Genomic DNA, 23,563 nt, shown 5'->3' on the forward strand with positions numbered 1-23,563 from the left:
TCGTTGCCTCAGCCGACGGGTTTGTCCAGGCCGCGCGCCGCAACCCAGGCGTCCGCCGCGGCCTGCGGATCGGTCTTGGTCTCGCCCGACACGGCCTCGTTCAGCGCGACGAGTTCGTCGGTGGTCAGCCGGGCGGAGACGGCGTCGAGCACCTTGATCAGCTTGTCGGTGCGTTTCTTCGCATTGATCAGCGGTACCACGTTCTGCGCCGGAAAGTTGTTCTTCGGGTCGGCCAGCACCACGAAGTCGTTCTTCTTGATCGCGGGCGAGGTGGTGAAGATGTCTGCTGCGGTCACCTGGCCCGATGCCAGCGCCTGCACCGTGGCCGGGCCGCCGCCGTCGCCGATCGGGACGAAGTTCTCCGGCGCGATGTCGAGGTCGTAGTTTCGCTTCAGCCCGGGCAGGCCCACCGGCCGCTCGCGGAACTCCGCCGGCGCCCCGAATTTCACCTCGGCCGAATGCGGTGCGAGGTCGGCGATCGAGGTCAGCTGCCAGGTGTTCGCCGTCTCGCGGGTGACCACCACGGCATCTTTGTCCTCGCCGGGCGCCGGGGTGGCGATCGTCAGGTCGGATCCCAGCGCCTTCTGCAGGTCCCGGTTGACCTCGTCCGGCGCGGTTGCGGTGGCACTCTTGTCCAGATACCGCAACAGGTTTCCGGTGTAGTCCGGGATGAGGCTGATCGAGCCCTCCTGCACGGCCGGAACGTACGCTTCGCGGCTGCCGATGTTCAACTTGGTGCTGATCTGAAAGCCGTTGGCAGCCAATGCCTTCGCGTAGATGTCGGCGACGGTCTCGGACTCCGGGAAATTGGCCGAGCCGATCACGATATGGTTCGGGTCGGTGTCGGCCGGGCTGTCGCCGAACGGATCCGAGTTGCCGCAGGCGGTGGTGGTCGCCAGCAGCGACACCGCCAGCCCGGCGCAGCCGATCCAGCGCAGCACAGCGGAGTTCATAAGCGTCCCTCCCGACGATTGACCGTACCCGGCTACGATAGCCCGGTCGGTCGGCGGAGAGGTGCGTGTGCGGCGGTCGAGCAGGGTTCCGGGCCTGGTCAAGGCGGCCGCGTGGGCGTCCCTGGGGCTCGTCACAATGGTCGCGGCAAGCGGCTGCACGGCACCGGATCCAGCGACCGATCCACGGCTTGCGGCGGTCGTGACGGTCGGTTCGGTCGATTCCCCGGCGGCCGCTCTGGTCGCGGAGATCTATGCTGCTGCGCTCACCCGGACGGGTCGAGCGGCCCGGGTCGCACCGCCGGTCGCCGACCGGGCAGCGTTGTGGGCCGCCCTCGATGCCGGCACGTTGACCCTGGTGCCGGAGCAGACCGGTGATCTGCTCGGCTATCTCGACCCGGCGGCGACCGCGGTCGGCGCCGAGGACGTCTACACCGCGGTCACCCGGGCGTTGCCGCCCGGACTGGCCGACGGTGACTATGCGGCCGCGGCGCCGGGGACACCGACGTCGGTGGTCACCCTGGCAGGACGGCGAACGGTCGGCGAGTACCCGTGTCCGTGGCCGCGGATCGGGTTGGCGGCCGACGCCGACCCGCCGCGCTGCGCCGATGCGGTGCTGGCGCGTTTTCCGGATGCCGACGAACTCGCCGGCGCGTTGGCCGACCGCGAGGTCGCAGCTGTGGTCCCGGCGCGCAACGTGTTCCCGGTCTACCGGGAAGGTGCGCTCGACGACGACGCCCGGCGGGCGCTGAACACGGTGGCCGGTGAGCTCGATACCGCCACGCTGAACGCCCTGGTCGCACGCCGGCAGGCAGGGGAACGGTCAGCCGACCTCGCCGCCGGTTGGCTCGACGATCGTGCCGGATAGCCGCTCACCGAGGAAGGCGGCGATCTCGGCGACCGCTGCCGCGGCCTCCCGCAGCAGTCCCGGTTGCAGTTGCGCGTCGTGCCACATCCGGTCGTCGGTGCTCAGCGTCACCTCGACCCCGGCGTCGCGCAAGATTCCGGCAAGTCGGCGATCTTGGTCGTACAGCGATTCCCGGGTACACACCTGGATCAGCGTTGGGGGCAGTCCGGTCGGGTCGCCGAACACGGGAGAGCAGCCGGGGTCGGCCCAATCGACCGGCCCACAGTAGGCCGCGGCGTTCGCCATCGACCACGCTCGGCTCACCACCAGATCGGTCGGCCGGTCGGTCGGGTCCGCCAGATCCACCCAGGGCGAGATCAGCGCCAATGCCGCCGGCACGACATGATCTTCGTCGCGCAGCCGGTACGTCGCGGCGAGCGCCAGCCCACCGCCGGCCGAGTCGCCGACCAGTCCGATCTGTCCGGCGTCGCCGTAGCGTTGGATCAGTTCCCGGATCGCGGCGACCGCGTCGTCGACTGCGGCGGGGTAGGGATGTTCGGGCGCCAGCCGGTATTCGATCAAGTAGACCGGCCGGCCGGTGTCCCGGGCCAGGTATGCGGCGAGGCCGCGATGGGTACGCGCCGACCCCATCGTGTACCCGCCGCCGTGGAGCAGCAGCACCGCACCGTCGGTGCTGGCGGCCGGTTTGCCCACCGTCAGGCGGGCGGTGGGACGTCCGCCGAGCGTGACCCACTCGATCCGGGTGTCCGCGGGCAGCGGATGCATCGTCGATACGGCGTCGGCCAGCCGTCGTTGCACGCCGACCGGCACGCGCGGATTCAGCAGCAGCCGATGACCCGGGCCGAACACGGCGGCCGCCAGTGGCAACGGCAGGCCGCCCCGGGTACCGCGGCGGATCACGGCAAAAACCGGCCGGAGGTGAGCGCGATCACTCGCTGATAGCCGGAGCCGGTGACCCGGGCCAGCAGATCCAGTGCGTGTGCTTCCCAGCCGATCAACACCCGGCCGCGGCCGCGGCGGACGCCGTCCACGATGGTGCGTGCCGCCATCTCCGGGGAATGGATGGCGAGATACTTGTCGAACAGCTCGGCGACCGACGCTTGGTCGTGGTTGCCGGCGACGGTCGCGTTGCGCGCTACCGCGGTCTTGATCCCGCCCGGGTGGACGCAGGTGACCTTGACCGGACGCTTGCCGACCAGCATCTCTTTGCGCAATGCCTCGGTGAATCCACGAACGGCGAACTTGGCCGCGTTGTAGGCGCTCTGACCCGGCATGGCAATCAAGCCGAAGAGGCTGGAGATGTTGATCACATGCCCGTCGCCGGACTCCTCCAGGTAGGGGAGAAAGGCCTTGGTGCCGTTCACGACGCCCCAGAAGTCGACGTCCATGACCCGCTCGAAGTCCTTGAACGTGGTCTGGTCGACATCGCCGTGATGCGCGATGCCGGCGTTGTTGTAGATCTGGTGGATCACGCCGTAATGGGCATGTACGGCGTCGGCGTAGACCAGCACCGCTTCGCGTTCGGCGACGTTGAGCCGGTCGGTCTTCACTTCGGCGCCGAGGTCGGTGCACAGTTTTGCGGTTTCGGCGAGTCCCTCGGTGTCGACGTCGGACAGGGCCAGCCGGGCGCCGCGGCCGGCCAGCTCTCGGGCCAGCGCGCGGCCGATGCCCGAGCCTGCGCCGGTGATCACGACCACTTTGCCGTCGAATGTGCTCATTTGCTGCTCGCCTTGTCCAGGTTCTCGATCTTCAGGGTGGTGGTGTGGTAGGCGTCGTCGTCGAACGCGCGGGTCTGGTTACGGAACTGGAAGGTGAAGCCGGGCCACAACGTGGTGTTGTTGCCGTGCTTGTCCAGGTACCAGCTGGCGCAACCACCGTTGGTCCACACGCTGTGCGACAACGCCTGCTGCAGGTCACGGTTGTACTTCTCCTGGCGTTCGAGACGCACCTCGACGGTGCGCAAGCCGGCCCGATCCATCGTGCGCACCGCGTCCGCGACGTAGTTGATCTGCGATTCGATCATGTACACCATAGACGTGTGGCCGAGGCCGGTGTTCGGTCCGACCAGGAAGAACATGTTGGGGAAGTTGGCGATGGCGGTGCCCTTGTAGGCCTGCTGGCCGATGTCGCCGAAGACGTCGGCCAGGCTGCGTCCGTCCCGGCCCTTGATCGTCGCGTAGGTGGGCGAATCGGTGACGTGGAAGCCGGTCGCGACGATGATCGCGTCCACCTCGCGGACCGTTCCATCCGCGCTGACCACGGCGTTCTCGGTCACCTCGGCGATCGGATCGGTGACCAGGTCGACGTTGTCGCGGACCAGCGCGGGGTAGTACTCGTTGGAGATCAGCATCCGCTTGCAGCCGATCGCGAAATCGGGCGTCACCTTCTCCCGCAGCTCGGCGTCGCGCACCTCGTAGAACAGCTTGGCGCGGGCGAGCAGCTCCAGCGGCTTCATCGCGATCGGCGCCTTGGCCAGGCCGACGACCTGCGTCTCCCGGGACAGATAGATGCCGGCGCGGTAGAGCTGCTGCATGCCGGGGACGTACTTGAAGGCCAACTTCTCGACCTGGGTATAGGCCCGATCCACCCGTGGTAGCAGCCACGGAGCGGTGCGCTGATAGACGTCGAGCCGGGCCACCTTCGGCGCGATCGCCGGAATGATCTGAATCGCCGAGGCTCCGGTGCCGATGATCGCCACCCGCTTGCCGGTGAGATCCGCGTCGTGGTCCCAGCGGGCCGAATGGAAGATCTGGCCGGCGAAGGTCTCGATGCCCTTGATGTTCGGCAGTGCCGGCTCGCAGAGCGCGCCCACCGCCGATACGAGCACCTTCGCGGTGAACGAACCCTGGGTGCTGTCGATCTCCCACAGGCCGTCGTCGTCGTTCCAGCGGGCGCTGGTGACGTCACAGTCGAACACGTGGCGGTCCAGCACGCCGTACTTGCGCGCCACCTGCTTGATATAGCGCTGGATTTCCGGCTGTCGGGAGAAGGAGCGGGTCCACTCGGGGTTCGGTGCGAACGAGTAGGAGTACAGCTGCGACGGCACATCACAGGCGGCCCCGGGATAGGTGTTGTCGCGCCAGGTGCCGCCGACGTCGGCGCCGCGTTCGAGCACGAGGAAGTCGGTATGCCCATCCTGGGCGAGGCGGATCGCGGTGCCGAGGCCGGCGAAGCCGCTGCCGATGACGATGGTATTCACGTGCCGGTTTCGGACGCCGTTGTCTGTTACCTGGGGACTCATGAATCTCAGCCTAGGATGCTATTGAGTGCGAGTCAATAGCTATTGACCGTCGTTCAATACCATGCTTTGGTTGGGCGGTGAAACGTGTCCGGCTCGATCCTGTCCAGCGCCGCGACCAGCTGATTCGGCTCGGGGTGGAGATGCTGTCGATCGGCGGTCTGGAGCGTATCTCGGTAGAAGAGATCGCGGCCAAAGCGGGAATCTCCAAGGGGCTGCTGTTCCACTACTTCACCTCCAAACAGGGCTATCACCTGGAGATCGTTCGGCAGGCTGCGCAGGATCTGTTGGACGCGATCGACCCGAAGCCGGGCTTACCGCCGATCGACATGTTGCGTGATTCGATCGAGCGGTACGTGGACTATGTCGTGGCAAACCGGGAGGCGTACGTCTCCCAGCTGCGTGGCCCGGCCAGTGCCGACCCCGAGTTCGTGGAGATCTTCGAAGCCAATCGGAGCGAGATCGTCCGTCGGATACTGACCCAGGTGCCGCTCGGCGTCGACGAGGCGACCCGGCCGACCGTTCACCTGGCCGTTCGTGGCTGGATCGCGTTCATCGAGGAGACGACGATCGCCTGGTTGCGGACGCAGCCGATCAGTCGGGCCGATCTGGTCGAGCTGAACGTGCGAGCACTGCCGGCGGTGGCGCTGACCTCCGAGATGGCGGTCACCCTGGAGTGAGCGAGGCCGGGCGGAACCGACTGTCGCGTGGTGCCGGTCATACGGTCCCGCTGGTGACTCGGCGGAGGATCGAGGACAACCACCCGGCAAACCGTCACCCCGGCCACCGGTCGGGTTCTGCAGTAAAAAGCTGAGCATTATCGGGAGAAAAAGAGCTGTGAAAGGTTTCGATCCACCTTTCCGGCTATCGACGATAATCTCGCGCCCGGGTATATCCATTTATCGGCCGGCGATCTGATTCGCGTTTGTCCATTGTTTCCGTCGGCTCCCGTCGAGTCGGCTCGGTCGTCGACGGGTCCGCTGTCATCGGTCACAGTTGGGAACCGCGCCGACGTGGCGATTCTGGAACTGTGCGCGGTGTCTTCGCTGTCCCGGGTGGCGGGCGGATGCCGGGGCAAGCGGTAGGTGAAATCGGCGGATGCCTGAATATGATTGTGCTGGAAAGATTTTCCGAGCCGACTGAGGTAGTCGGGGAGCAGGGAAGCCGGGCCGACGCGATCGGCGATCGGGTGGGTCGCGGTCATTCGTGCTCGATCGGCTAATGCCCTCCGGCAACGTCGAGGAGTCGTGACGGTATCTCGTCGATTTCGGTTATGGAAACAAAAAAGTCGTCTAATTTACGCGCGTTTTACTCGTCGATAGTGCGCTGCTATGGTCTGATGCCAGGTCGGGTTTCCATTCGGAACGGAGAGCACCTCATGAATCTGGTACGACGTGGCTTCATGTTCGGCTTGGTTGTGGCGGGCTCGGCGCTTCTGATGAGCGCTCCGGCCGCGAACGCCGATCCGATCACCGATCTCCTCTGCGGGTCCGGTTCGGCGGGCGGGTCGATGCTGTGCCCGGGTGCGGGGGGCGGTTTGAACAGCGGGTTGGACGACGTGACGGGCGGTGTGGGCGAGACCGTCGGCGACATCACCGACCCGCTGGGGGGCATCGTGGGCGACGTGACCGGTGGTACGGACGACAACGGGGGGATCGGCGACCTGACCGACGGTCTGCTCAATGGTCCACTTGACGGTCTGCTCGGCGGTCTGCTCTAGCCGAGCGAGCTACAGATCTGCCGGTCGAGCGGCCGACAGGGACGAATGCGACGCACGTCGCAGTCGGATAACAGGGAGGCCCGGGCGCTATCGCACCCGGGCCTCCCTGTCGTCCCTTCAGTTGGTCGGCGCGAAGGCCTCGTCGATGATCTCCTGCTGTTCCACCGCGTGTACCTTGCTCGATCCCGACGACGGAGCCGACATCGGCCGCCGCGAGATCCGCTTGATCCCGGACAGCTTCTCCGGCAGCAATTCCGGCAACGCCAATCCGAACATCGGCCAGGCGCCTTGGTTCGCCGGCTCCTCCTGCACCCAGCAGAACTGGGTCGCGTTCGAGTACCCCGCGAGGGCTTCGGTGAGTTCGGCGACCGGAATGGGATAGAGCCGTTCGATCCGGACGATGGCTACATCGTCGCGCTTGTCCTTGCGCTTGCGGGTAGCCAGTTCGTAGTAGAGCTTGCCGCTGGTCAGCAACACTCGCCGGACCGATTTGCGGTCACCGTCGCCGCTTTCGTAGGTGGGTTCTTCGAAGACCGGGAAGAACCCGCGCTCGGTGAAGTCCTTGACATCGCTGACCGCCAACTTGTTGCGCAGCATCGACTTCGGAGTGAAGACGATCAGCGGCCGGCGAATTCCGTCCAACGCGTGCCGACGCAACAGATGGAAGTAGTTGGCTGGGGTCGACGGCACCGCCACCGTCATCGACCCTTCGGCGCAGAGCTGCAGGAAGCGTTCGATCCGGCCTGAAGTGTGATCCGGCCCCTGCCCCTCGTGCCCGTGCGGCAGCAGCAACACCACGTCGGACAGCTGCCCCCACTTCGCCTCGCCGGACGAGATGAACTCGTCGATGATCGACTGGGCGCCGTTGACGAAATCGCCGAACTGGGCTTCCCACAGGACCAGAGCTTCCGGATTGCCCTGCGAGTAGCCGTACTCGAAACCGACCGCGGCGTACTCGGACAGCGCCGAGTCGTGCACCGCGAACCAGCCGGGGTGCTCGCCGCCGATGTTGTGCAACGGCGTGTATTCGGCGGCGGTCTTCCGGTCGATGATCACCGCATGCCGCTGGGTGAAGGTGCCGCGCCGGGAGTCCTGTCCGGTCAGCCGGACCGCCTTCCCCTCGTCGACCAGCGTGCCGAAGGCCAGCAGCTCGGCGAAGGCCCAGTCGACCTTGCCTTCGTAGGCCATCTCCCGCCGCTTGTCCAGGACGGGGCGGACGCGGGGATGCACGGTGAAGCCGTCCGGTACGTTGACGAACGCGTCGCCGATCCGGTGCAACACGGATTTGTCCACAGCGGTGACCAAGGTGTCCGAGGTTTGTTGGTCGGCCTCCACCGATTCGCTCGGCTCCGGAGTGAACTTCTCCAGCTCACGCACCTCGTTGAACACTCGTTCGAGCTGACCTTGGTAGTCGCGGAGGGCGTCCTCGGCTTCCTTCAGCGAGATGTCGCCACGACCGATCAGCGCCTCGGTGTAGGTCTTACGGACGCTGCGCTTGGTGTCGATCACGTCGTACATGTACGGCTGGGTCATCGACGGATCGTCGCCCTCGTTGTGCCCGCGGCGCCGATAGCAGATCATGTCGATCACGACGTCCTTGTGGAACTCCTGGCGGAAGTCCACCGCCAGCCGGGCCGCCCAGTCGCACGCCTCCGGGTCGTCGCCGTTGACGTGCAGGATCGGCGCGCCGATCATCTTCGCGATGTCGGTGCAGTATTCGCTGGAGCGGGAGCTCTCCGGTGAGGTGGTGAAACCGATCTGGTTGTTCACCACGATGTGGATCGTTCCGCCGACCCGGTAGCCGCGTAGCTCGGACATGTTCAGCGTTTCCGCCACGATGCCCTGGCCGGCGAAGGCGGCATCACCGTGCAGCATCAGGGGGACGACCGAGAAGGATTTCACCACGTCGGCGCCGATGCCGTCGATCAGGTCCTGCTTGGCTCGAACCAGCCCCTCGAGCACCGGGTCCACGGCTTCCAGGTGCGACGGATTCGCGGTGAGCGAGACCTCGATGTCGTTGTCCCCGAACATCTGAATGTAGGTGCCCTCGGCGCCCAGGTGGTACTTCACGTCGCCGGAACCGTGCGCCGCCGCCGGGTTCATATTGCCCTCGAACTCGGTGAAGATCTTCGAGTACGGCTTGCCCACAATGTTGGCCAGCACGTTCAGCCGGCCGCGGTGGGGCATCCCGATGACCACTTCGGCCAGGCCGTACTCTGCGCATTGGTCGATCACGGCGTCCATCATCGGGATCACCGCTTCGGCGCCCTCCAGCGAAAACCGCTTCTGCCCGACGTACTTGGTCTGCAAGAACGTCTCGAACGCCTCGGCCGCGTTCAGCTTGCTCATGACGTATTTCTGCTGTGCCAGAGTGGGTTTGACATGCTTCTGCTCCACCCGATCCTGCAGCCAGCGCAGCTGCCGGGGCGACAGGATATGCATGTACTCGACCCCGACGTGCCGGCAGTAGGCATCGCGCAGGATGGACAGCACGTCGCGCAGCTTCATCCGCTCCTGGCCGTGGAAGCCGCCGACGTTGAACTCCCGATCCAGATCCCAGAGGGTGAGCCCGTGCTTGGTCACGTCCAGATCCGGATGCGACCGGAACTTGTCCTTGACCAGGCGTAGCGGATCGGTGTCGGCCATCAGGTGGCCCCGGTTGCGGTAGGCCTCGATGATCTCCAGTACCCGGCTGCTCTTGTCCACCCCACGTTCGCGGATGTCCTTGTGCCAGCGGATCGGCTCGTACGGGACTCCCATCGTATGGAAGACCTCGTCGTAGAACTCGTCGCTGATCAGCAGCTGATGCAGGGTGCGCAGGAAGTCACCGGACTCGGCGCCCTGGATGATCCGATGATCGTAGGTGGACGTCAGCGTCATCAGCTTGCCGACGCCGATATCGGCGATCCGCTCGTCGCTGGCGCCCTGGAACTCTGCCGGATACTCCATCGCGCCGGCGCCGATGATCGCGCCCTGGCCGGGCATCAACCGGGGCACCGAGTGCACGGTGCCGATCGTGCCCGGGTTGGTCAGCGAAATCGTCACCCCGGCGAAGTCCTCCGCGGTGAGCTTGCCGTTGCGGGCGCGCCGGACGATGTCCTCGTAGGCGCTGTGGAACTGCGCGAAGTTCATCGACTCGGTGTTCTTGATCCCGGCCACCACCAGGGAGCGGCTGCCGTCCTTGCCCGGCAGGTCGATCGCCAGGCCCAGGTTGGTGTGTTCCGGGGAGACCGCGTTCGGCTTGCCGTCGATGTCGGCGAAGTGCCGGTTCATGTTCGGGAACGCCTTGATCGCCTGGACGATGGCGTACCCCAGCATGTGGGTGAACGAGATCTTGCCGCCCCGGGTACGGGCCAGGTGATTGTTGACCACCGACCGGTTGTCGATCATCAGCTTGGCCGGGATGGCCCGTACGCTGGTCGCGGTCGGGATGGTGAGTGAGGCCGACATGTTCTTGGCCACTGCCGCCGCGGCGCCACGCAGCACCTTCGGGTCGTCGCCGGCGAGCACCGGTACATTCACGGTCGGCGCGGTAGGTGCCGGGGCCGGCGGTGTTTTCGAGGCCGGCGCTGCCTTCGGGGCTGGTGCGGGCGCTGCCTTCGGGGCCGGTGGCGGGTCGGCCGGTGCGGGCTCGGCGTCGGCGCGCGACGACGGTGTCCGCGCGGTTCCGGTGTCGTCCGGGGTGTAGTCGGTCAGAAATTCGTGCCAGCTCGCGTCGACCGACGACGGGTCGTCCTGGAACCGCTGGTACATCTCGTCGACCAACCATTGGTTCTGGCCGAACTGGGATCCGGAGCCGTTCACGGCCTACTCTCGCCTTCTGTCGTCGATGCCTACTGCTGTGGGGCCTGCTATGAGGCTAGTCCCGGCATCGAAGCCCCGACCAGGTGTGTGGTCCGGGCGTGTCCACGTGCCTACCGCCCATAGTCGGGCATACGGCCCGGCTGCGGTGAGTAATTGGTCATGCGATCCGGACTCGACCACCCGGCCGTTGTCGACGACCACGATGCGGTCGGCGCGGGCTGCGGTGGCCAGGCGGTGCGCGACGATGACGGCGGTCCGACGGCCGGTGACGGTGCGGCTCGCGGTCAGCACGGATGCCTCGGTCGCCGGGTCGAGTGTCGCGGTCGCCTCGTCGAGCAGCAGCAGGTCCGGGTCGACGAGTTCGGCCCGAGCCAACGCCACCAGCTGCCGCTGCCCGGCCGACAGGCCCTGCCCGCGTTCACCGACCGGCTGGGCCAGCCCGGCCGGCAGCCGGGACAGTACGTCGAGCGCGCCGACCGCGGCCGCGGCGGCTTCGATCTGCGCCGGTGTCGCATCCGGTCGGCCGAACGCGATATTGCTCGCCACATCGCCGGTGAACAGGTGCGCTTCCTGCGGTACCACGCCCAGTCGGGCCCGATATTGCGCCAGCGGGAATCGCCGGATGTCGACGTCGTCCACCCGGACGCGGCCGGTGGTCGGGTCGTAGAACCGGGCGAGCAGCTTGACGATGGTCGATTTGCCGGCACCGGTCCGGCCGACCAGAGCCACGGTCGACCCCGCCGGAACATCCAGATCGATACCGGCCAGTGCATCGACAGCCGCACCGGCGTAGCGGAAGTGCACCCGGTCCAGCCGGGCCGCACCGGTCAGCGACCCGGTGACGGTGACCGCATCGGCGGCGTCGACGGCTTCTTCGATCGAGCTGCGGGTGGCGAGCAATTCGGCGATTCGGCGCAGGCCGACCCGGGCTTGTTGGTAACCGTCGAACACCTGGGACAACTGCATCACCGGTCCGAACAGGAGCGTCAGATACAGGATGAAGGCGACCAGGGTGCCCGCACTGGTCGTCCCGCTCGCCACCCGGTAGCCGCCCACCAAGACCACGGCGGCGGCCGCCAGATTGGACAGCAGCGTGACCAGCGGGAAGTAGCCGGCGATCGCACGTTGCGCGCGCATTCGGGCGCGCAGATAGTCCATCGAGCGGGCGGCGAAACCGCGCGCCGCGAACTCCTCCCGCCGGTAGGCCTGCAGCGTACGCAGGCCGGCGACGTTTTCCTGGAAGTCGGCGTTGACGATCGATATCCGCTCCCGCGATGCGGTGTATGCGGCGACCGACACTCGGCGGAACAGCCAGGTGGCGGCTGCCAGCGGAGGGAGGGTGGCCAGCACCACCAGCGCGAGGGTGGCGTCGGTGGCCAGCAACGCTACGCTCACCCCGAGCACGGTCAACGCGCTGATCACGGCCACCGCCAGCCCGGTCTGGATGAACGTGGACAGGGCGTCCACGTCGGTGGTCATCCGGGTCATGATCCGACCGGACAGCTCCCGTTCGTAGTAGTCCAGGCCGAGCCGCTGCAAGTGGGCATAGCTGCGTACCCGCAGCCCGAACAGCACTCGCTCGCCGGTACGGGCGGTGATCACCGTCGATGCTGCGCCGGCCGACCAGTCGACGACGGCCAACCCGAGGCCGAACCCGCCGGCGAGCCACAGCGCGCCGGCATCGCCGGCGAGGACACCCGCGTCCACCGCGTGCCGCGCGATTGTCGGGTACGCAACGCTGATCAGCGCGTTGACCGCGAGGAGGGCGATCGCGCCGACCAGCAGTCCGCGCACCGGTCGGAGCAGTCCACTCGGCCGGAAGACCCGCCGGCCCCGGCGCAGCCGTGCGGTGTCGACCTTCGGTTGCTCGGTCGCAGGTGGCAGCCTCGCGACCCGCGCGGTGATCGTCGGTGTCGGTGCGAGACCGCTCAGCGCCGAGCCCGCCGAGCCCGCCGAGCCCGCCGGGCCGCCGAACCCGATCGCCGCCGGTGCGGTGCGGGTCGGCACGGCGCTCGGTGCGGCCGGCACGGCGTGCTCCGGTCCGGTCAGGCGCACCACCCGGTCGGCCCGGTCGAGCGTGGAGTCGCGATGCGATATCAGAATCGTGGTCGGTGGTGCGGCGCCGGATCGGTCGGCGTCGCTGCGCAACGCGTCGAAGATCGCCGCTTCGGTTTCGGTGTCCAGGGCCGAGGTCGCGTCGTCGAGGACCAGGATGCGCGGCCGCAGCAGCAACGCGCGGGCCAGCGCGATCCGTTGCCGCTGCCCACCGGACAGGGTGAGCCCGCGCTCACCGACCACCGTGTCGAAGCCGTCGGGGAGTTCGGCCACGAATCGGTCGACGGCAGCGATCGCCGCCACCCGGGCGATCTCGTCGGCGCCGGCGTCCGGCCGGCCGAGCGCAATATTCGTGGTGATGGTGTCCGACAGCAGGAACGGGTCGTCGGACACGAACCCGATCGCGCCGCGCAGATCGTCGGCCTGCAGGTCGGCGAGATCGATCCGACGATCGCCGCTGCGCAGGGCGACGGTGCCGGAGTCGGGCCGGTAGAACCGTTCCACCAGCAGTGCGAGCGCCGTCTTGCCGGACCCGGCCGGACCGACCAGGGCCACCGTCTCGCCCGGTGCGACCCGCAGGTCCAGGTCGGTCAGCACCGGCTGGTCCGGGTCGAAACCGAAGCACACCCGGTCGAATTCGACGCCGAGCGGTCCGGCGGGCAGTGGTACCGGCCGGGCCGGGTCGCGGGTCCGGGGTTCGGTGTCGATGACCTGGTAGACCCGCTCGATTCCGGCCCGGGCCAGCTGAGCGGTGATGATCAGGCTGGACAACAGTCGTACCGTGGCGGCCATCGTCGACACGTAGGCGGCGAATGCGACGAAGGTGCCGATGCTGATCGAACCGCGCAGTGCCAATCCGCCGCCGGCGACGATCACCCCGAGCAGGCCCACCATCGGCAACGTGGCCAGGCTGGGCGCGAACCGCGCATTCAGCCGGGCCGCGCGCATCCGCTCGGCGTACAGATCGCGACCGAGGTCCGCCAGCCGGTCGACCATCCGGTCCTCCTGGCCGAAGCCCTTCACCACCCGGACCCCGGTCACGGTCTCCTCGACGTGTTGGGCCAGGTCGGCGGCGCGTTGCTGAGCCGACCAGGTCGCCGCGAACAACCGGGGCCGAACGCGGTACACCACCAGCCCGATCAGGGGCAGCACCAACAGCGCCACCGCGGTGAGCGGTGGCGACAGCACCGTCATCACCACCAGGGCGAGCGCGAATTGCACCGCGGCGCCGCACGCCAGCGGGACCATCGCGAGCAGGCCCTGGACCAGCTGAAGATCGCTGATCGAGCGCGACACCACCTGGCCGGTACGCATCCCGTCCTGTTGCGGGCCGTCCATCCGGTGGACCGCGGCGAGCAACGCCGTTCGCAGATCGTGCTGGACCCGGAGCGAGAGCAGCGCCGCCAGATAGCGGCGACCGAAGGTGAGGCCGAACAGTGCGAGCGCGAGCAGCACCAGCGTCCCGGCGATGCCGGGTAGCAGGTTCGGCGTGCCGCCGGTCGCCGCATCGATCGCCCGCTTGGTCAACAGCGGGCCGGCGGTGTCCAGCAGCGCGATGACCACCGAGACGGCCGCTGCCCCGCACAACGTCGCAGGGTGTCGCCGGCATTGCGCGAACAGTCGGCGGATCCAGCCGGACGGTACGGTGCCGGATCCGCGATCGTCGGGTGCGGGAATGTCGGGTGCCATCGTCGGCCACGGTAGCGCGGGCCACCGACCGAATCGGTCCACGCGGATCCGCCGCTATTCTGGTCGGGTGCGGGACTCCTCCGATCGCTGGCCGCGGTGGGTGTACGGGGTAGGCGAGGAGCCGGATGCGCGATTTTCCCTGGCGAACGAACGGACCTTCCTGGCATGGATTCGTACCGGGCTGGCCCTGATCGGTGCCGGGGTTGCGCTCATCGCGGTCGGTACGTTGTCGGCCGAGCATGAACCCGCCGCCGCGCTCGCCGCCGGGTTGCTGATCGCCGGTGGTATCGGCTGTGGGGTGACCGGATTCGTGCGGTGGGCGGGTAACGAACGCCGGCTACGGCTACGGGCGCCGTTACCGGCGTCGGTGATGATGCCGGTTCTTGTCGCGGTACTCGTGTCGGTCGGCCTCACCGCGCTGTTCTTCGCGCTGCCGGGAGGGTGACCTGGACGGCATCGAACGCCCCGGCGCGGCGCTCGAGCGCACCGAACTGGCTTGGGAAAGAACGGCATTCGCGACAACTGTGCTGACGATCGTGATCCTGCGGCTGCTCGCCTCGCGGCATCCAGCGCTGGCGATCGCATTGTTCGGCTGCGCGGTGCCGATCGGTGGTTGCCTGGTGGCGATAGCGATCGCACGGCGTCGTCGGGCTCGGGCCCGACGATCACGGTGGGCCGACGACGGCCGATTGTTCGCAGCACTGGTGCTGCACCTGGTGGTCGCCGGCGTCGCCGCCGCGGCGTTGGTCGGCGCCCTCGTTCACGGCGCCGGATGACCCATTCAGTTCAGATCACGGCTGCGGTTGCGATACCACGCCGTCGCGACGACGGCGGCGGTCCAGCCGACGACGAGCAGCGGCGCCGCCGGCCAGCCGGGCATCGGCCCGACCTCGTGGACGGTTCCGGCGACGATCGTGCCGAGCGCGGCGAAACAGGGCAGCACCGAACCGAACTCGGTCCAGCCGACGGCCGCGGCCAGCGCGGACGCGGCGAGCTCGCCGAGTGGGCACCAGGTGAGCAGGACGATCACGGCGACCAGCGGTGAACCGAGCAGCAAACCCAGTCCGGTGCCGATCAGACCCCAGCAGGCGGCCGCCGTGGTCCCGGCCAGCGCTACCGCGGCGAGCTGCCAGGAGGGGCCGACGCCGCCGTCGGCGAAACCGAGCAGGACGATCGCACCGAACACTCCGGTCGAGACCCCGTAGACCGCGCCCAACGCCGCGCCGACCAGAAACTTCGCTGCGAGGAGCCGGTCCCGGTCGGGGTCGGCCAGCAGGGTCGAGGTCAGCGTCCCGTATCGGACGTCGCCGCCGGCGAGCGTCGCGGTGACCACTGCTGCGGCCAGGCAAGCACAGCCGAATGCCACGTAATAGCCGAGCGCCGCTCGCCCGAGCAGCAGATTTCCGTTCGGTTCGGTATTCAGCCTGGCCACGACCGTGCCGCCGAAACAGGCCACCGAGCCGACGAGCAGCTGCACGATGAGCAGTCGAACGCCGAGTCGCAACCCGAACAGGCGGACCAGCTCGGCGCGGACGGCGGATTCGGTCAGCATCGGACACCGGACCTGATCAGTCCGCTGCAGACCTGGTCCAGGTCGGTCGGTGCCGGCACCATCGAGTGGAGTGCGACGGCGGCCGATGCAGCGATCACAGCGACCTGTCCCGGTTGCGCGCCGGCGACGGCCAGTCGGCCGTCGGGTGCCACCACCGCATCCGGCAGTGCTTGCGCCGCCAGCGCAGTGGCCAGCCGGGCCGGGTCCGAACTCGCCACCATGATCCGGTCCGGATGGGTCCGGCGGAGCTGGACGATCGGCGCCCGGTACACGCAGATACCGCCGTTCAGCAGTACCAATCGGTCCGGCAGCGGCCCGAGCTCGTGCAGGGTCGAGCCGGTGAGCAGGACCGTTCCCCCGGCTGCGGCGAACTCACGCAGGTGGCCGGTGAGCCAGGCCAACCCGGCCGGATCGAATCGGCGAGCGGGGGAGTCGAGCACCAGCACGCCGGGGTCGCCGAGCAGTGCGGCGGCGAGGTCGAGTCGGGCGGCAAGTTCCGGCGGCAGGTTTCGGGCCGGCCGGTCCGCGACGGCGCCGAGTCCGGTCAGCGTGAGCACATCGCCGATCCGACGTGGGTCGACGCCGCCGGCGGTGGTCAGGATCCGCAGGTGATCGCGGGGGCTGCGGGCCGGGTGGATGCACGGTCGGTCCAGGACCGCACCCACCCGCAGCAACGGGCGATCGAGTTCGTGGTATCGCCGACCGCCGATCTCGGCGGTGCCGGAGGTCGGCTCCACCAGGCCGAGCAGCATCCGCAGAATCGGCGTGCTACCGCAACCGGGTGGGCCGACCAGCGCGGTGACCGCGCCGGGAACGGCGTCGAAGTCGACCCCATCTACCACGGCAGTCGTGCCCGCGTGCTTGGTCAGCCCGCGCACCCGTATCGACAGGCCAGTGTTCACGTCACCGACCCTAGCGTCTCGTGCCGAGCGGGCGGGTGTGGCAGCAAAGGGGCGGTGGTCAGACCTTTCGTGCGGGGTCGAGCTGACCCTGCGGCTCCGCGTCGATCACGACCGGCGCCGACCAGGTGGCCGGTGCCGGACCGAAGGCCTTACGGGCGTTGTTGACCACCTGCTTGCCGATCGCTCGGTTACCGATGCCGCCGATCACGGCGCCGATGCCGGCCGGAATGATCTTGCCGAACATCAGGAGGCTGCGCCGGGTGATGTAGCGGATGACGAAGCGCTTGAGCAGCGAGTCGTTCATCCCGGACAAGCCGGGGATATTGCCGGCCAACATGGTGCTGGCCCAGTTCTTGGAGCTCCGCCCGACCGTGCGCTGCACGATCTGCATCCCGGTATCGCCCAGCGCCACGGCGAGCACCAGTGCGCGCCGCCGTTCGTTGTCGGCCGGGTCGATCCCGTGGACGTGGGCGACCGCGAGCGTCAGCAGGGCGGATGCTTCGAGAAAGAAAATTCCTTCGGCGGCAGCGGCGCCGATCGCGGTCACCGTGCCGATCCCGGGCACCGCGGCGGCGGCACCGACCGCGCCGCCGCTGCCGGTGACGGCGAGCAGAAAGTGGTCTTCCAGGCGTTCGATGAGCTCGGCGGGACTGTCGTCGGGGTTGTCGGCACGGACTTTGTCGACGTACTTGATCACCGCCGGCGCCTGCAATCGGCTGGCGTTGTCCAGTAGCGAGACGATGCCCTTCTCGATCCTGCTGCGCTCCGGCTCGTTACGGCCCGGCATGATTTGGTCCGGCATGAGGCTGCGCCCTTTCGTCTGCTGGCACCAGAACACTATGCCAACGTGCGGTTCGGCCTGGTTTGTTCCGTTGCGCCGGGCTACCGGCACGATCCGGCCCAGCGGCGAGTTTCGGTACCTACGTCGGCGCGCAGTTGTTTCGTCGGGTTGCCGGGCGATCATCTGCGCCGTATGTTCCATCGGGACTCTTCGGCCCGGAAAAGCGTTCCAGGCTGGGCTGATCGAGATCCTGGAACGGCCGGCCGGCGGGTAACCGATCCTCCCGGTCGGGACCGAACCTGGCGTGCCGGACCGGCTGCGCCGCCGACAGCCGAACCGGAAAGGCGTCGCTCGTGAACCCGGGATCGTCCGACTATTCCGCCGAGAACCCGTGGCGTGCCCTCGCAACGCTGTGTCTCGGCTTCTTCATGATCTTGCTGGATCTCACCATCGTCGCGGTCGCCAACCCGGCGATCATGGCTGATCTGCACACCGACATCTCGGGTGTGGTCTGGGTGACCAGCGCCTACCTGCTCACCTTCGCGGTGCCGCTGCTGGTTGCCGGCCGGCTCGGCGACAAGATCGGACCCAAGCGGATCTACCTGACCGGCCTGACGGTGTTCACTCTCGCGTCGCTGTGGTGTGGCCTGTCCGGCAGTATCGGCATGCTGATCGCGGCCCGGGCGGTGCAGGGGCTGGGGGCGGCGATGATGAGTCCGCAGACGATGGCGGTGATCACCCGGATCTTCCCGCCCGCCAAGCGGGGGCAGGCGATGGGCGCCTGGGGCGCGGTCGCCGGGGTGGCCACGTTGGTCGGTCCGCTGGCCGGCGGCGTGTTGGTGGACGGGTTCGGCTGGGAGTGGATCTTCTTCATCAACGTTCCGGTCGGAGTGTTGGCGTTCGTGCTCGCGCTTCGGTTCGTCCCGGAGCTGCCGACTCGCGATCACCGGTTCGACATCCCGGGTGTGGTGATCTCCGCTGTCGGCCTGTTCCTCCTGGTCTTCGGGCTGCAGGAAGGCAACAGATACGATTGGTCGGCCGGTATCTGGACGATGATCGTCGGCGGGCTGGTCGTTCTGGTCGGGTTCGTGGTCTACGAGGCGCGGAGCAGCCACGAGCCGCTGGTGCCGCTCGTGCTGTTCCGGGTGCGGAATTTCTCCCTCGCCAATATCGCGATCATGGCAATGGGTGCCGCGGTGACCGGGCTGATGCTGCCGGGCTTCTTCTATCTGGAGGCGGTGCAGGAGATGTCGCCGACCCGGGCGGCATTGGTGTTCGCCCCGATGGCGGTGATGTCGATGGTGCTGGCCCCGGTGGTCGGCCGGCTGATCGACCAGATGCATCCGCGGTATCTGCCGATGATCGGTTTCGCCTGCTTCTCCGGCGGGCTGTTCTGGCTGTCGGCGATCATGGCGGTCGACACCCCGGTTTGGCAGTTGGTGCTGCCGATCATGCTGATGGGCATCGGCAACGCCTGTGTCTGGCCGTCGCTCGGAGCGACCGCCACGCACGATCTACCGGTCACGGATGCCGGCGCCGGGTCGGGCATCTACAACACGACCCGGCAGGTCGGATCGGTGCTGGGCAGCGCTGCGATCGGCGCCTTGATCACGGCGCGTCTGGCAGCTCATGGACTGTCCGGCGGCGCGAGCGAAGGCCAGGCCGGCCCGCTTCCCGAGTTCGTCCGGAAACCGTTTGCCGAAGCGTTGGCCGAGTCGATGTTGCTGCCGGCGTCGGTGCTGCTGATCGGGTTGGTGGCCTCCGTGCTGTTCGTCCGGCACCGGTCGTCGAGTCGACCGGTCGACCGTCCGTCGTCGCAAGAGGTCGCTGCCGCATCACCTAGGCTGGCCGGATGAGCACGGCGAAACCCACGCGGATCGACGAATCCACCACCGCGCGCGGGGCGCGAGTCGCGACCCTGGTGATAAACCAACCCCCGTTGAACCTGTTCGACGCGGCCATGCTGAACTCGATTGCCGCCGACCTCGCGACGCTCACCGCCGATCCGCCGCGGGCACTGCTACTACGCGCGGAAGGACGGGTCGTATCCGGCGGAGTCGACGTGCACGACTTCGCCGGTGTCACCCCCGATCAGGGCCGGCAGCTCTGGCAGCGATTGTTCGACCAGATCGTCGATCCGATCGAGGCGTTGCCGTGTCCGGTGGTGTTTGCTGCGCACGCGCTCACCTTGACGGCTGCGTTCGAGATCGCGCTGGCTTGCGATCTGATTCTGGCCGCGCCGGAAGCCAAGTTCGGGCTGGTCGAGATCGTGGTCGGACTGACGCCGTCGATGGGCGGTCCGCAGCGCCTGGCGGAGCGCGCGGGCTCCGGCCGAGCGCGCGAGCTGGTGCTGACCGGAGACCTGTACGACGCGGCGACGATGCGCGAGTGGGGGGTGGTCAACGCCATCCACGAGGACGTAGGCGCGGCCGCCGCGGCTCTGGCGCAGCGACTGGCCGACGGTCCGACCCGGGCCCACGATGCGACCAAGCGGATCATCGCGGCCTGGCGATCAGGCGGGGTATCGCACGCCGACTCGATCACTCCGACGGTGTCCGGGGCGTTGTTCGGGACCGACGATCTGCGTGGTGGCGTGGCCAGTTTCCTGCAGGACGGCCCGGGTAAGGCGCGCTACAGCGGCACCTGAGCGGGGCCGACCAGTCGCTGTCTCAGCCGGTCGACCAGGTCGCGGTTCAGCCCGATCCCGCCAAGATAGCCGGCGAAATCGCCGTGCCGGTCGCGAACCGCATCATCTGCGGCGGCGAGATACGCCAACCGAACGCCCAGCATCTCCTCGGGTATGGGGAGATCGGCCGGCGGGACCGCGATCATCTTCACCAGATCCGGCACCGCCGCGTTGCTGCGTAGGTAGTCGGCTTGCACCTCGGGTTCGGTGACGCCCACCGCGCGCAACAACACCGCGGTGAGCCAGCCGGTGCGGTCCTTACCGGCCGCACAGTGCACCAGCACGCCGGCGGAACCATCGGCGACGGCACGGGCGATCCGGACGATCGCCTGGGCGGCCTCGTCGCACACCGCGAACTGGGCGTAGGCCGAGCTCAACTCGGCCACCGCTTGCTCGGCGCTGGTCGGTCGCTCATGCGGTGCGTCGTCGAGATGTCGGGGCTCGAACGGGGTGTTGTGCAACCGAATTCGGTGCGATAGCAGATCTGCGCCCAGCACCTCGATCTCCCGGTTCCGTCGCAGGTCGAAGACGTCGGCGATGCCGAGGACGTCGAGCTCGCGACGCGCCGCGTCGGTCAGACCGCTGAGCTGGGACGAGCGGAACAACACGCCCGGGCGAGTGGTGCCGCCGTCGATCGTGCGTAGCCCGCCGACGTCGCGAAAGTTCCAGGCGCCGTCCAGTCGGTACGGATCGTCCAAGGCCGAGGTCACGTCACCACGGTAGCCCGGGGCCGGCAAGCCGCAGCTGAACGCCGGGGTCGGCCGACCCGAACGCTTCGTTCCGGACAGCCGGTCGGCCTTTCGGTATCACGTCCGCGCGACCGGCGGGCCCGCAGATTCCCGGCGCCGGTCACCGCCCGGTGTGGCGAACAGCACCGATTTGTCACTGCGACCGAACCTCGGGAGCGCCCATTCGCGGATATCGTCGGGAGTGTGATCGACGACGGCGGTGCCACCCACGGGGCCGAGGATATTTCATCGCCATTATGCAGGCCAGCGCGTTAAAACAGTCCGTGGTCCGGATTGCTGCCAGTAAGCTGACGATATGATCAACAAGATCGCGGATGACACGGCCGTCGACCGTGTGATCAACGCTGCTATCGCGATCGCGTCCCGTAATGGCATCGATGCCATTACCGACCGTGCGGTTGCCCACGCCGCCGGGACGACAGTGCGGGACATCTACGGGTTGTTCGAGGATCGGGAATCATTGCTGGCCGCGGTGGGCGACCAGATCGTGTTTCATCTCTACGGCGCGATGCGGGAGGCGGTCATCGCGGCGGCGGGCTCGTTGGACGTGGACGGACTGCGTGCACTGCGGGTGCTCCTGCATGCCGGAATGAGTGCGATCTGGCCGCGGATCGAGTCGACCCCAGCCGAACAGACGTTGACCTACGAGCTGACCATCCATGCGCTGCGCCGGCGTTGGACCACGGCGCCTGCGGCGCAGGACGCGGATCGGGTGGCGCGCGAGCAGTACCGGATGATGGACGCCGAGATGATCGGTTTCCTCAACCATTGTGCGCTCTTGTCCAAGACGATCTGGCTGGAGCCGGTCGAGGCGATCGCGGTATTCGCGCTGTCCCTGCTCCAGGGCATGATCCTGCGCTGGTTGGTCGACGGCAACGACGAGACGATGATCACGATGCTGGACGATCTGGTACTCGCGGTGTCGTTGAAGGCCTGCCAGCGGCCGATTCGCCCGGTGCACTGAGTCGGGCCGACGCCGGGGGCCGACTCATCGCTGCGGCCGTGACGCCCACCGGCTGAAACCGCCGACACGGAGCGGCGCACCCGCCGCAACTTTTAGTCAAGTGTTAGCTTTTCGGGTAGCTCTGCTGTTGCCTGTTTGTTTTCGTTCTGTGATCTGTCTCGAGATTCCAATGAAGGAGAACGCTATGGCCGGAAAGCACCATCGGACCGAGGAGCACGCGGGAAAGCGCGTTCTGCTGACCGGTCTCGCCACCGTCTCGGCGGGCGGCGCGATGCTCGGCGTCGCCGGAACCGCGCAAGCCGATCCGTTGTCCGATCTCGGAATCCGACCGGTTCCGGTCGGTCTGAGTTCGGTCTTCACCGGCAGCGCCGGACCGCAGAAGGCCGCCGCGGCGATCTCGACCGGTAGCGCGCAGGTCGGCACCGGCAGCAGCATGACTCCGCTGCCGTAGCGGCGGCGGAGACCACGGGCCAGGTCAGGGCATCGGTGGGTCGGCGTCGTCGTCGCCGACGAAGTCGACCGCCGAATACTCGCGCAGCTTGGTCAGCCGGTGGTAGGCGTCGATCATCCGCACTGTGCCGGATTTCGAGCGCATCACGATCGAGTGAGTGGCGGCGCCGCCGCCGAAATATCGGGCACCACGCAGCAGGTCACCATCGGTGACACCGGTCGCGCAGAAGAAGACGTTCTCGCCGGACACCAGATCTTCGGTCTGCAGAACCCGATCGAGGTCGTAGCCGGCGTCGAGCGCCTTCGCCCGCTCGGCCGGATCCTTCGGCGCCAGCCGACCCTGCAGCGCACCGCCCATGCAGCGCATGGCCGCGGCCGCGATGATCCCTTCCGGGGTGCCGCCGATTCCGACCAGCATGTCGGTGCCGGAATCCGGGCGTGCGGCGGCGATGGCGCCGGCGACGTCGCCGTCCGAAATCAGTCGGATTCGAGCGCCGGCATTGCGTACCTGCTGAATCAGCTCGTGGTGTCGGGGCCGGTCGAGGATGCAGACGGTCAAGTCGGCGATCGAAGAACGTTTCGCTTTCGCGACGCGGCGCAGATTCTCGCTGATCGGCGCGGCCAGATCGATCGCGTCGGCGGCGTCGGGACCGACGGCGATCTTCTCCATGTAGAACACCGCGGACGGGTCGAACATGGTGCCGCGCTCGGCGACCGCAAGCACCGAGATCGCGCCCGGTGAGCCTTTCGACATCAGCGTTGTCCCGTCGATCGGATCTACTGCGAAGTCGCAGTCCGGGCCGTCGCCGTTGCCCACCTGCTCGCCGTTGTACAGCATGGGCGCTTCGTCCTTCTCACCCTCGCCGATCACCACCACGCCGTTCATCGATACCGAGCTGACCAGCTGCCGCATGGCGTCGACCGCCGCGGCATCGCCACCCTCCTTGTCGCCCCGGCCGACCCAGCGGCCGGCGGCCATCGCGCCGGCCTCGGTGACGCGGACAAGCTCCAGCGCCAGGTTACGGTCGGGTGCCTCGCGGTGGCGCGGGGTCGGTGTGGCCGTCATGCGGGCTGCCTCCTGAGCGTGCGGCGAACTTGTCGCAAATGCGGATGGTCTGATTCTCGCAGAAGAATCCGACCGGGCTGCCCGGCCGG

At 67.9% G+C, this 23,563-nt stretch carries 21 protein-coding genes; 9 read left to right on the forward strand and 12 right to left on the reverse strand.

The features are described from left to right. Positions 1-8: 8 nt before the first annotated feature. Positions 9-953: an ABC transporter substrate-binding protein gene (locus tag KV203_RS04435; protein WP_066468532.1), complete on the reverse strand. Its 945-nt coding sequence runs from the start codon at positions 951-953 to the stop codon at positions 9-11. A gap of 136 nt (positions 954-1,089) precedes the next feature. Between KV203_RS04435 and KV203_RS04440 the strand changes: the two genes are divergently transcribed. Further along, on the forward strand, positions 1,090-1,818 hold the full coding sequence (locus tag KV203_RS04440; protein ID WP_157079732.1) for a glycine betaine ABC transporter substrate-binding protein: 729 nt from the start codon (positions 1,090-1,092) through the stop codon (positions 1,816-1,818). Here KV203_RS04440 and KV203_RS04445 read toward each other — a convergent pair. From KV203_RS04445 to KV203_RS04455, 3 genes are read right to left on the reverse strand one after another with little or no spacing between them, the layout of a single operon-like run. Next, positions 1,774-2,718, reverse strand: coding sequence for an alpha/beta hydrolase (locus KV203_RS04445; RefSeq protein ID WP_246600558.1), 945 nt, complete (start codon positions 2,716-2,718; stop codon positions 1,774-1,776). The genes KV203_RS04440 and KV203_RS04445 overlap by 45 nt on opposite strands. Next, positions 2,715-3,536: an SDR family NAD(P)-dependent oxidoreductase gene (locus KV203_RS04450; protein ID WP_066468530.1), complete on the reverse strand. Its 822-nt coding sequence runs from the start codon at positions 3,534-3,536 to the stop codon at positions 2,715-2,717. The genes KV203_RS04445 and KV203_RS04450 overlap by 4 nt, the downstream gene beginning before the upstream one ends. Beyond that, the gene (locus KV203_RS04455) at positions 3,533-5,059 is read right to left on the reverse strand and encodes a flavin-containing monooxygenase (RefSeq protein WP_066468528.1); all 1,527 of its coding nucleotides are present in this window, start codon (positions 5,057-5,059) and stop codon (positions 3,533-3,535) included. The genes KV203_RS04450 and KV203_RS04455 overlap by 4 nt, the downstream gene beginning before the upstream one ends. 77 nt (positions 5,060-5,136) lie before the next feature. On the opposite strand from KV203_RS04455, the gene KV203_RS04460 reads away from it, so the two are divergent. Together KV203_RS04460 and KV203_RS19920 are read left to right on the forward strand one after the other, a co-directional pair. Then, a complete protein-coding gene (locus KV203_RS04460) occupies positions 5,137-5,736 on the forward strand; it encodes a TetR/AcrR family transcriptional regulator (RefSeq protein ID WP_246600560.1) in 600 nt (199 codons plus the stop codon). A gap of 698 nt (positions 5,737-6,434) precedes the next feature. Beyond that, positions 6,435-6,776, forward strand: coding sequence for a hypothetical protein (locus KV203_RS19920; protein WP_066468523.1), 342 nt, complete (start codon positions 6,435-6,437; stop codon positions 6,774-6,776). 117 nt (positions 6,777-6,893) lie between these two features. Here the strand turns inward: KV203_RS19920 and KV203_RS04470 are convergent, their stop codons facing one another. Together KV203_RS04470 and KV203_RS04475 are read right to left on the reverse strand one after the other, a co-directional pair. After that, positions 6,894-10,529: a multifunctional oxoglutarate decarboxylase/oxoglutarate dehydrogenase thiamine pyrophosphate-binding subunit/dihydrolipoyllysine-residue succinyltransferase subunit gene (locus KV203_RS04470; RefSeq protein WP_066468786.1), complete on the reverse strand. Its 3,636-nt coding sequence runs from the start codon at positions 10,527-10,529 to the stop codon at positions 6,894-6,896. A gap of 54 nt (positions 10,530-10,583) precedes the next feature. Beyond that, the gene (locus KV203_RS04475; RefSeq protein ID WP_083529901.1) at positions 10,584-14,324 is read right to left on the reverse strand and encodes an ABC transporter ATP-binding protein; all 3,741 of its coding nucleotides are present in this window, start codon (positions 14,322-14,324) and stop codon (positions 10,584-10,586) included. A 67-nt stretch (positions 14,325-14,391) separates the two neighbouring features. Between KV203_RS04475 and KV203_RS04480 the strand changes: the two genes are divergently transcribed. Together KV203_RS04480 and KV203_RS04485 are read left to right on the forward strand one after the other, a co-directional pair. After that, positions 14,392-14,769, forward strand: a complete 378-nt coding sequence (locus KV203_RS04480; RefSeq protein WP_066468520.1) for a YidH family protein — start codon at positions 14,392-14,394, stop codon at positions 14,767-14,769. Then, a complete protein-coding gene (locus KV203_RS04485; RefSeq protein ID WP_083529900.1) occupies positions 14,708-15,100 on the forward strand; it encodes a DUF202 domain-containing protein in 393 nt (130 codons plus the stop codon). Before KV203_RS04480 ends, KV203_RS04485 begins: the two co-directional genes overlap by 62 nt. Positions 15,101-15,105: 5 nt before the next feature. Here the strand turns inward: KV203_RS04485 and KV203_RS04490 are convergent, their stop codons facing one another. The 3 genes from KV203_RS04490 to KV203_RS04500 are packed head-to-tail and all read right to left on the reverse strand — an operon-like array spanning position 15,106 to position 17,565. Continuing rightward, positions 15,106-15,876: a hypothetical protein gene (locus KV203_RS04490; protein ID WP_066468516.1), complete on the reverse strand. Its 771-nt coding sequence runs from the start codon at positions 15,874-15,876 to the stop codon at positions 15,106-15,108. Further along, entirely contained in the window at positions 15,870-16,778 is a 909-nt protein-coding gene (locus KV203_RS04495) for an ATP-binding cassette domain-containing protein (protein ID WP_083529899.1), read from the reverse strand. The genes KV203_RS04490 and KV203_RS04495 overlap by 7 nt, the downstream gene beginning before the upstream one ends. Positions 16,779-16,836: 58 nt before the next feature. Next, complete coding sequence (locus KV203_RS04500; protein WP_066468784.1) at positions 16,837-17,565, reverse strand: hypothetical protein; 729 nt, start codon at positions 17,563-17,565, stop codon at positions 16,837-16,839. A gap of 422 nt (positions 17,566-17,987) precedes the next feature. Between KV203_RS04500 and KV203_RS04505 the strand changes: the two genes are divergently transcribed. After that, positions 17,988-19,415 carry an MFS transporter gene (locus KV203_RS04505; RefSeq protein WP_066468782.1) on the forward strand — a complete coding sequence of 476 codons (1,428 nt, stop codon included), beginning with the start codon at positions 17,988-17,990 and terminating at the stop codon, positions 19,413-19,415. After that, on the forward strand, positions 19,412-20,206 hold the full coding sequence (locus KV203_RS04510) for an enoyl-CoA hydratase/isomerase family protein (RefSeq protein WP_066468510.1): 795 nt from the start codon (positions 19,412-19,414) through the stop codon (positions 20,204-20,206). The genes KV203_RS04505 and KV203_RS04510 overlap by 4 nt, the downstream gene beginning before the upstream one ends. On the opposite strand, the gene KV203_RS04515 is transcribed toward KV203_RS04510, so the two are convergent. Together KV203_RS04515 and KV203_RS04520 are read right to left on the reverse strand one after the other, a co-directional pair. Then, a complete protein-coding gene (locus KV203_RS04515; protein WP_066468508.1) occupies positions 20,191-20,955 on the reverse strand; it encodes a tyrosine-protein phosphatase in 765 nt (254 codons plus the stop codon). The genes KV203_RS04510 and KV203_RS04515 overlap by 16 nt on opposite strands. Before the next feature lie 96 nt (positions 20,956-21,051). Continuing rightward, positions 21,052-21,204, reverse strand: coding sequence for a hypothetical protein (locus tag KV203_RS04520; RefSeq protein WP_218821014.1), 153 nt, complete (start codon positions 21,202-21,204; stop codon positions 21,052-21,054). Positions 21,205-21,289: 85 nt separating this feature from the next. Between KV203_RS04520 and KV203_RS04525 the strand changes: the two genes are divergently transcribed. Both KV203_RS04525 and KV203_RS04530 read left to right on the forward strand, forming a co-directional pair. Further along, the gene (locus KV203_RS04525) at positions 21,290-21,958 is read left to right on the forward strand and encodes a TetR family transcriptional regulator (RefSeq protein WP_066468506.1); all 669 of its coding nucleotides are present in this window, start codon (positions 21,290-21,292) and stop codon (positions 21,956-21,958) included. A gap of 184 nt (positions 21,959-22,142) precedes the next feature. After that, positions 22,143-22,409, forward strand: a complete 267-nt coding sequence (locus KV203_RS04530; protein ID WP_066468505.1) for a hypothetical protein — start codon at positions 22,143-22,145, stop codon at positions 22,407-22,409. 24 nt (positions 22,410-22,433) lie between these two features. On the opposite strand, the gene glpX is transcribed toward KV203_RS04530, so the two are convergent. Beyond that, a complete protein-coding gene (gene glpX / locus KV203_RS04535) occupies positions 22,434-23,474 on the reverse strand; it encodes a class II fructose-bisphosphatase (protein WP_066468504.1) in 1,041 nt (346 codons plus the stop codon). Between the last annotated feature and the right edge of the window lie 89 nt (positions 23,475-23,563).

It is taken from the genome of Skermania piniformis, assembly GCF_019285775.1.
Classification (GTDB): Bacteria; Actinomycetota; Actinomycetes; order Mycobacteriales; family Mycobacteriaceae; genus Skermania; species Skermania pinensis.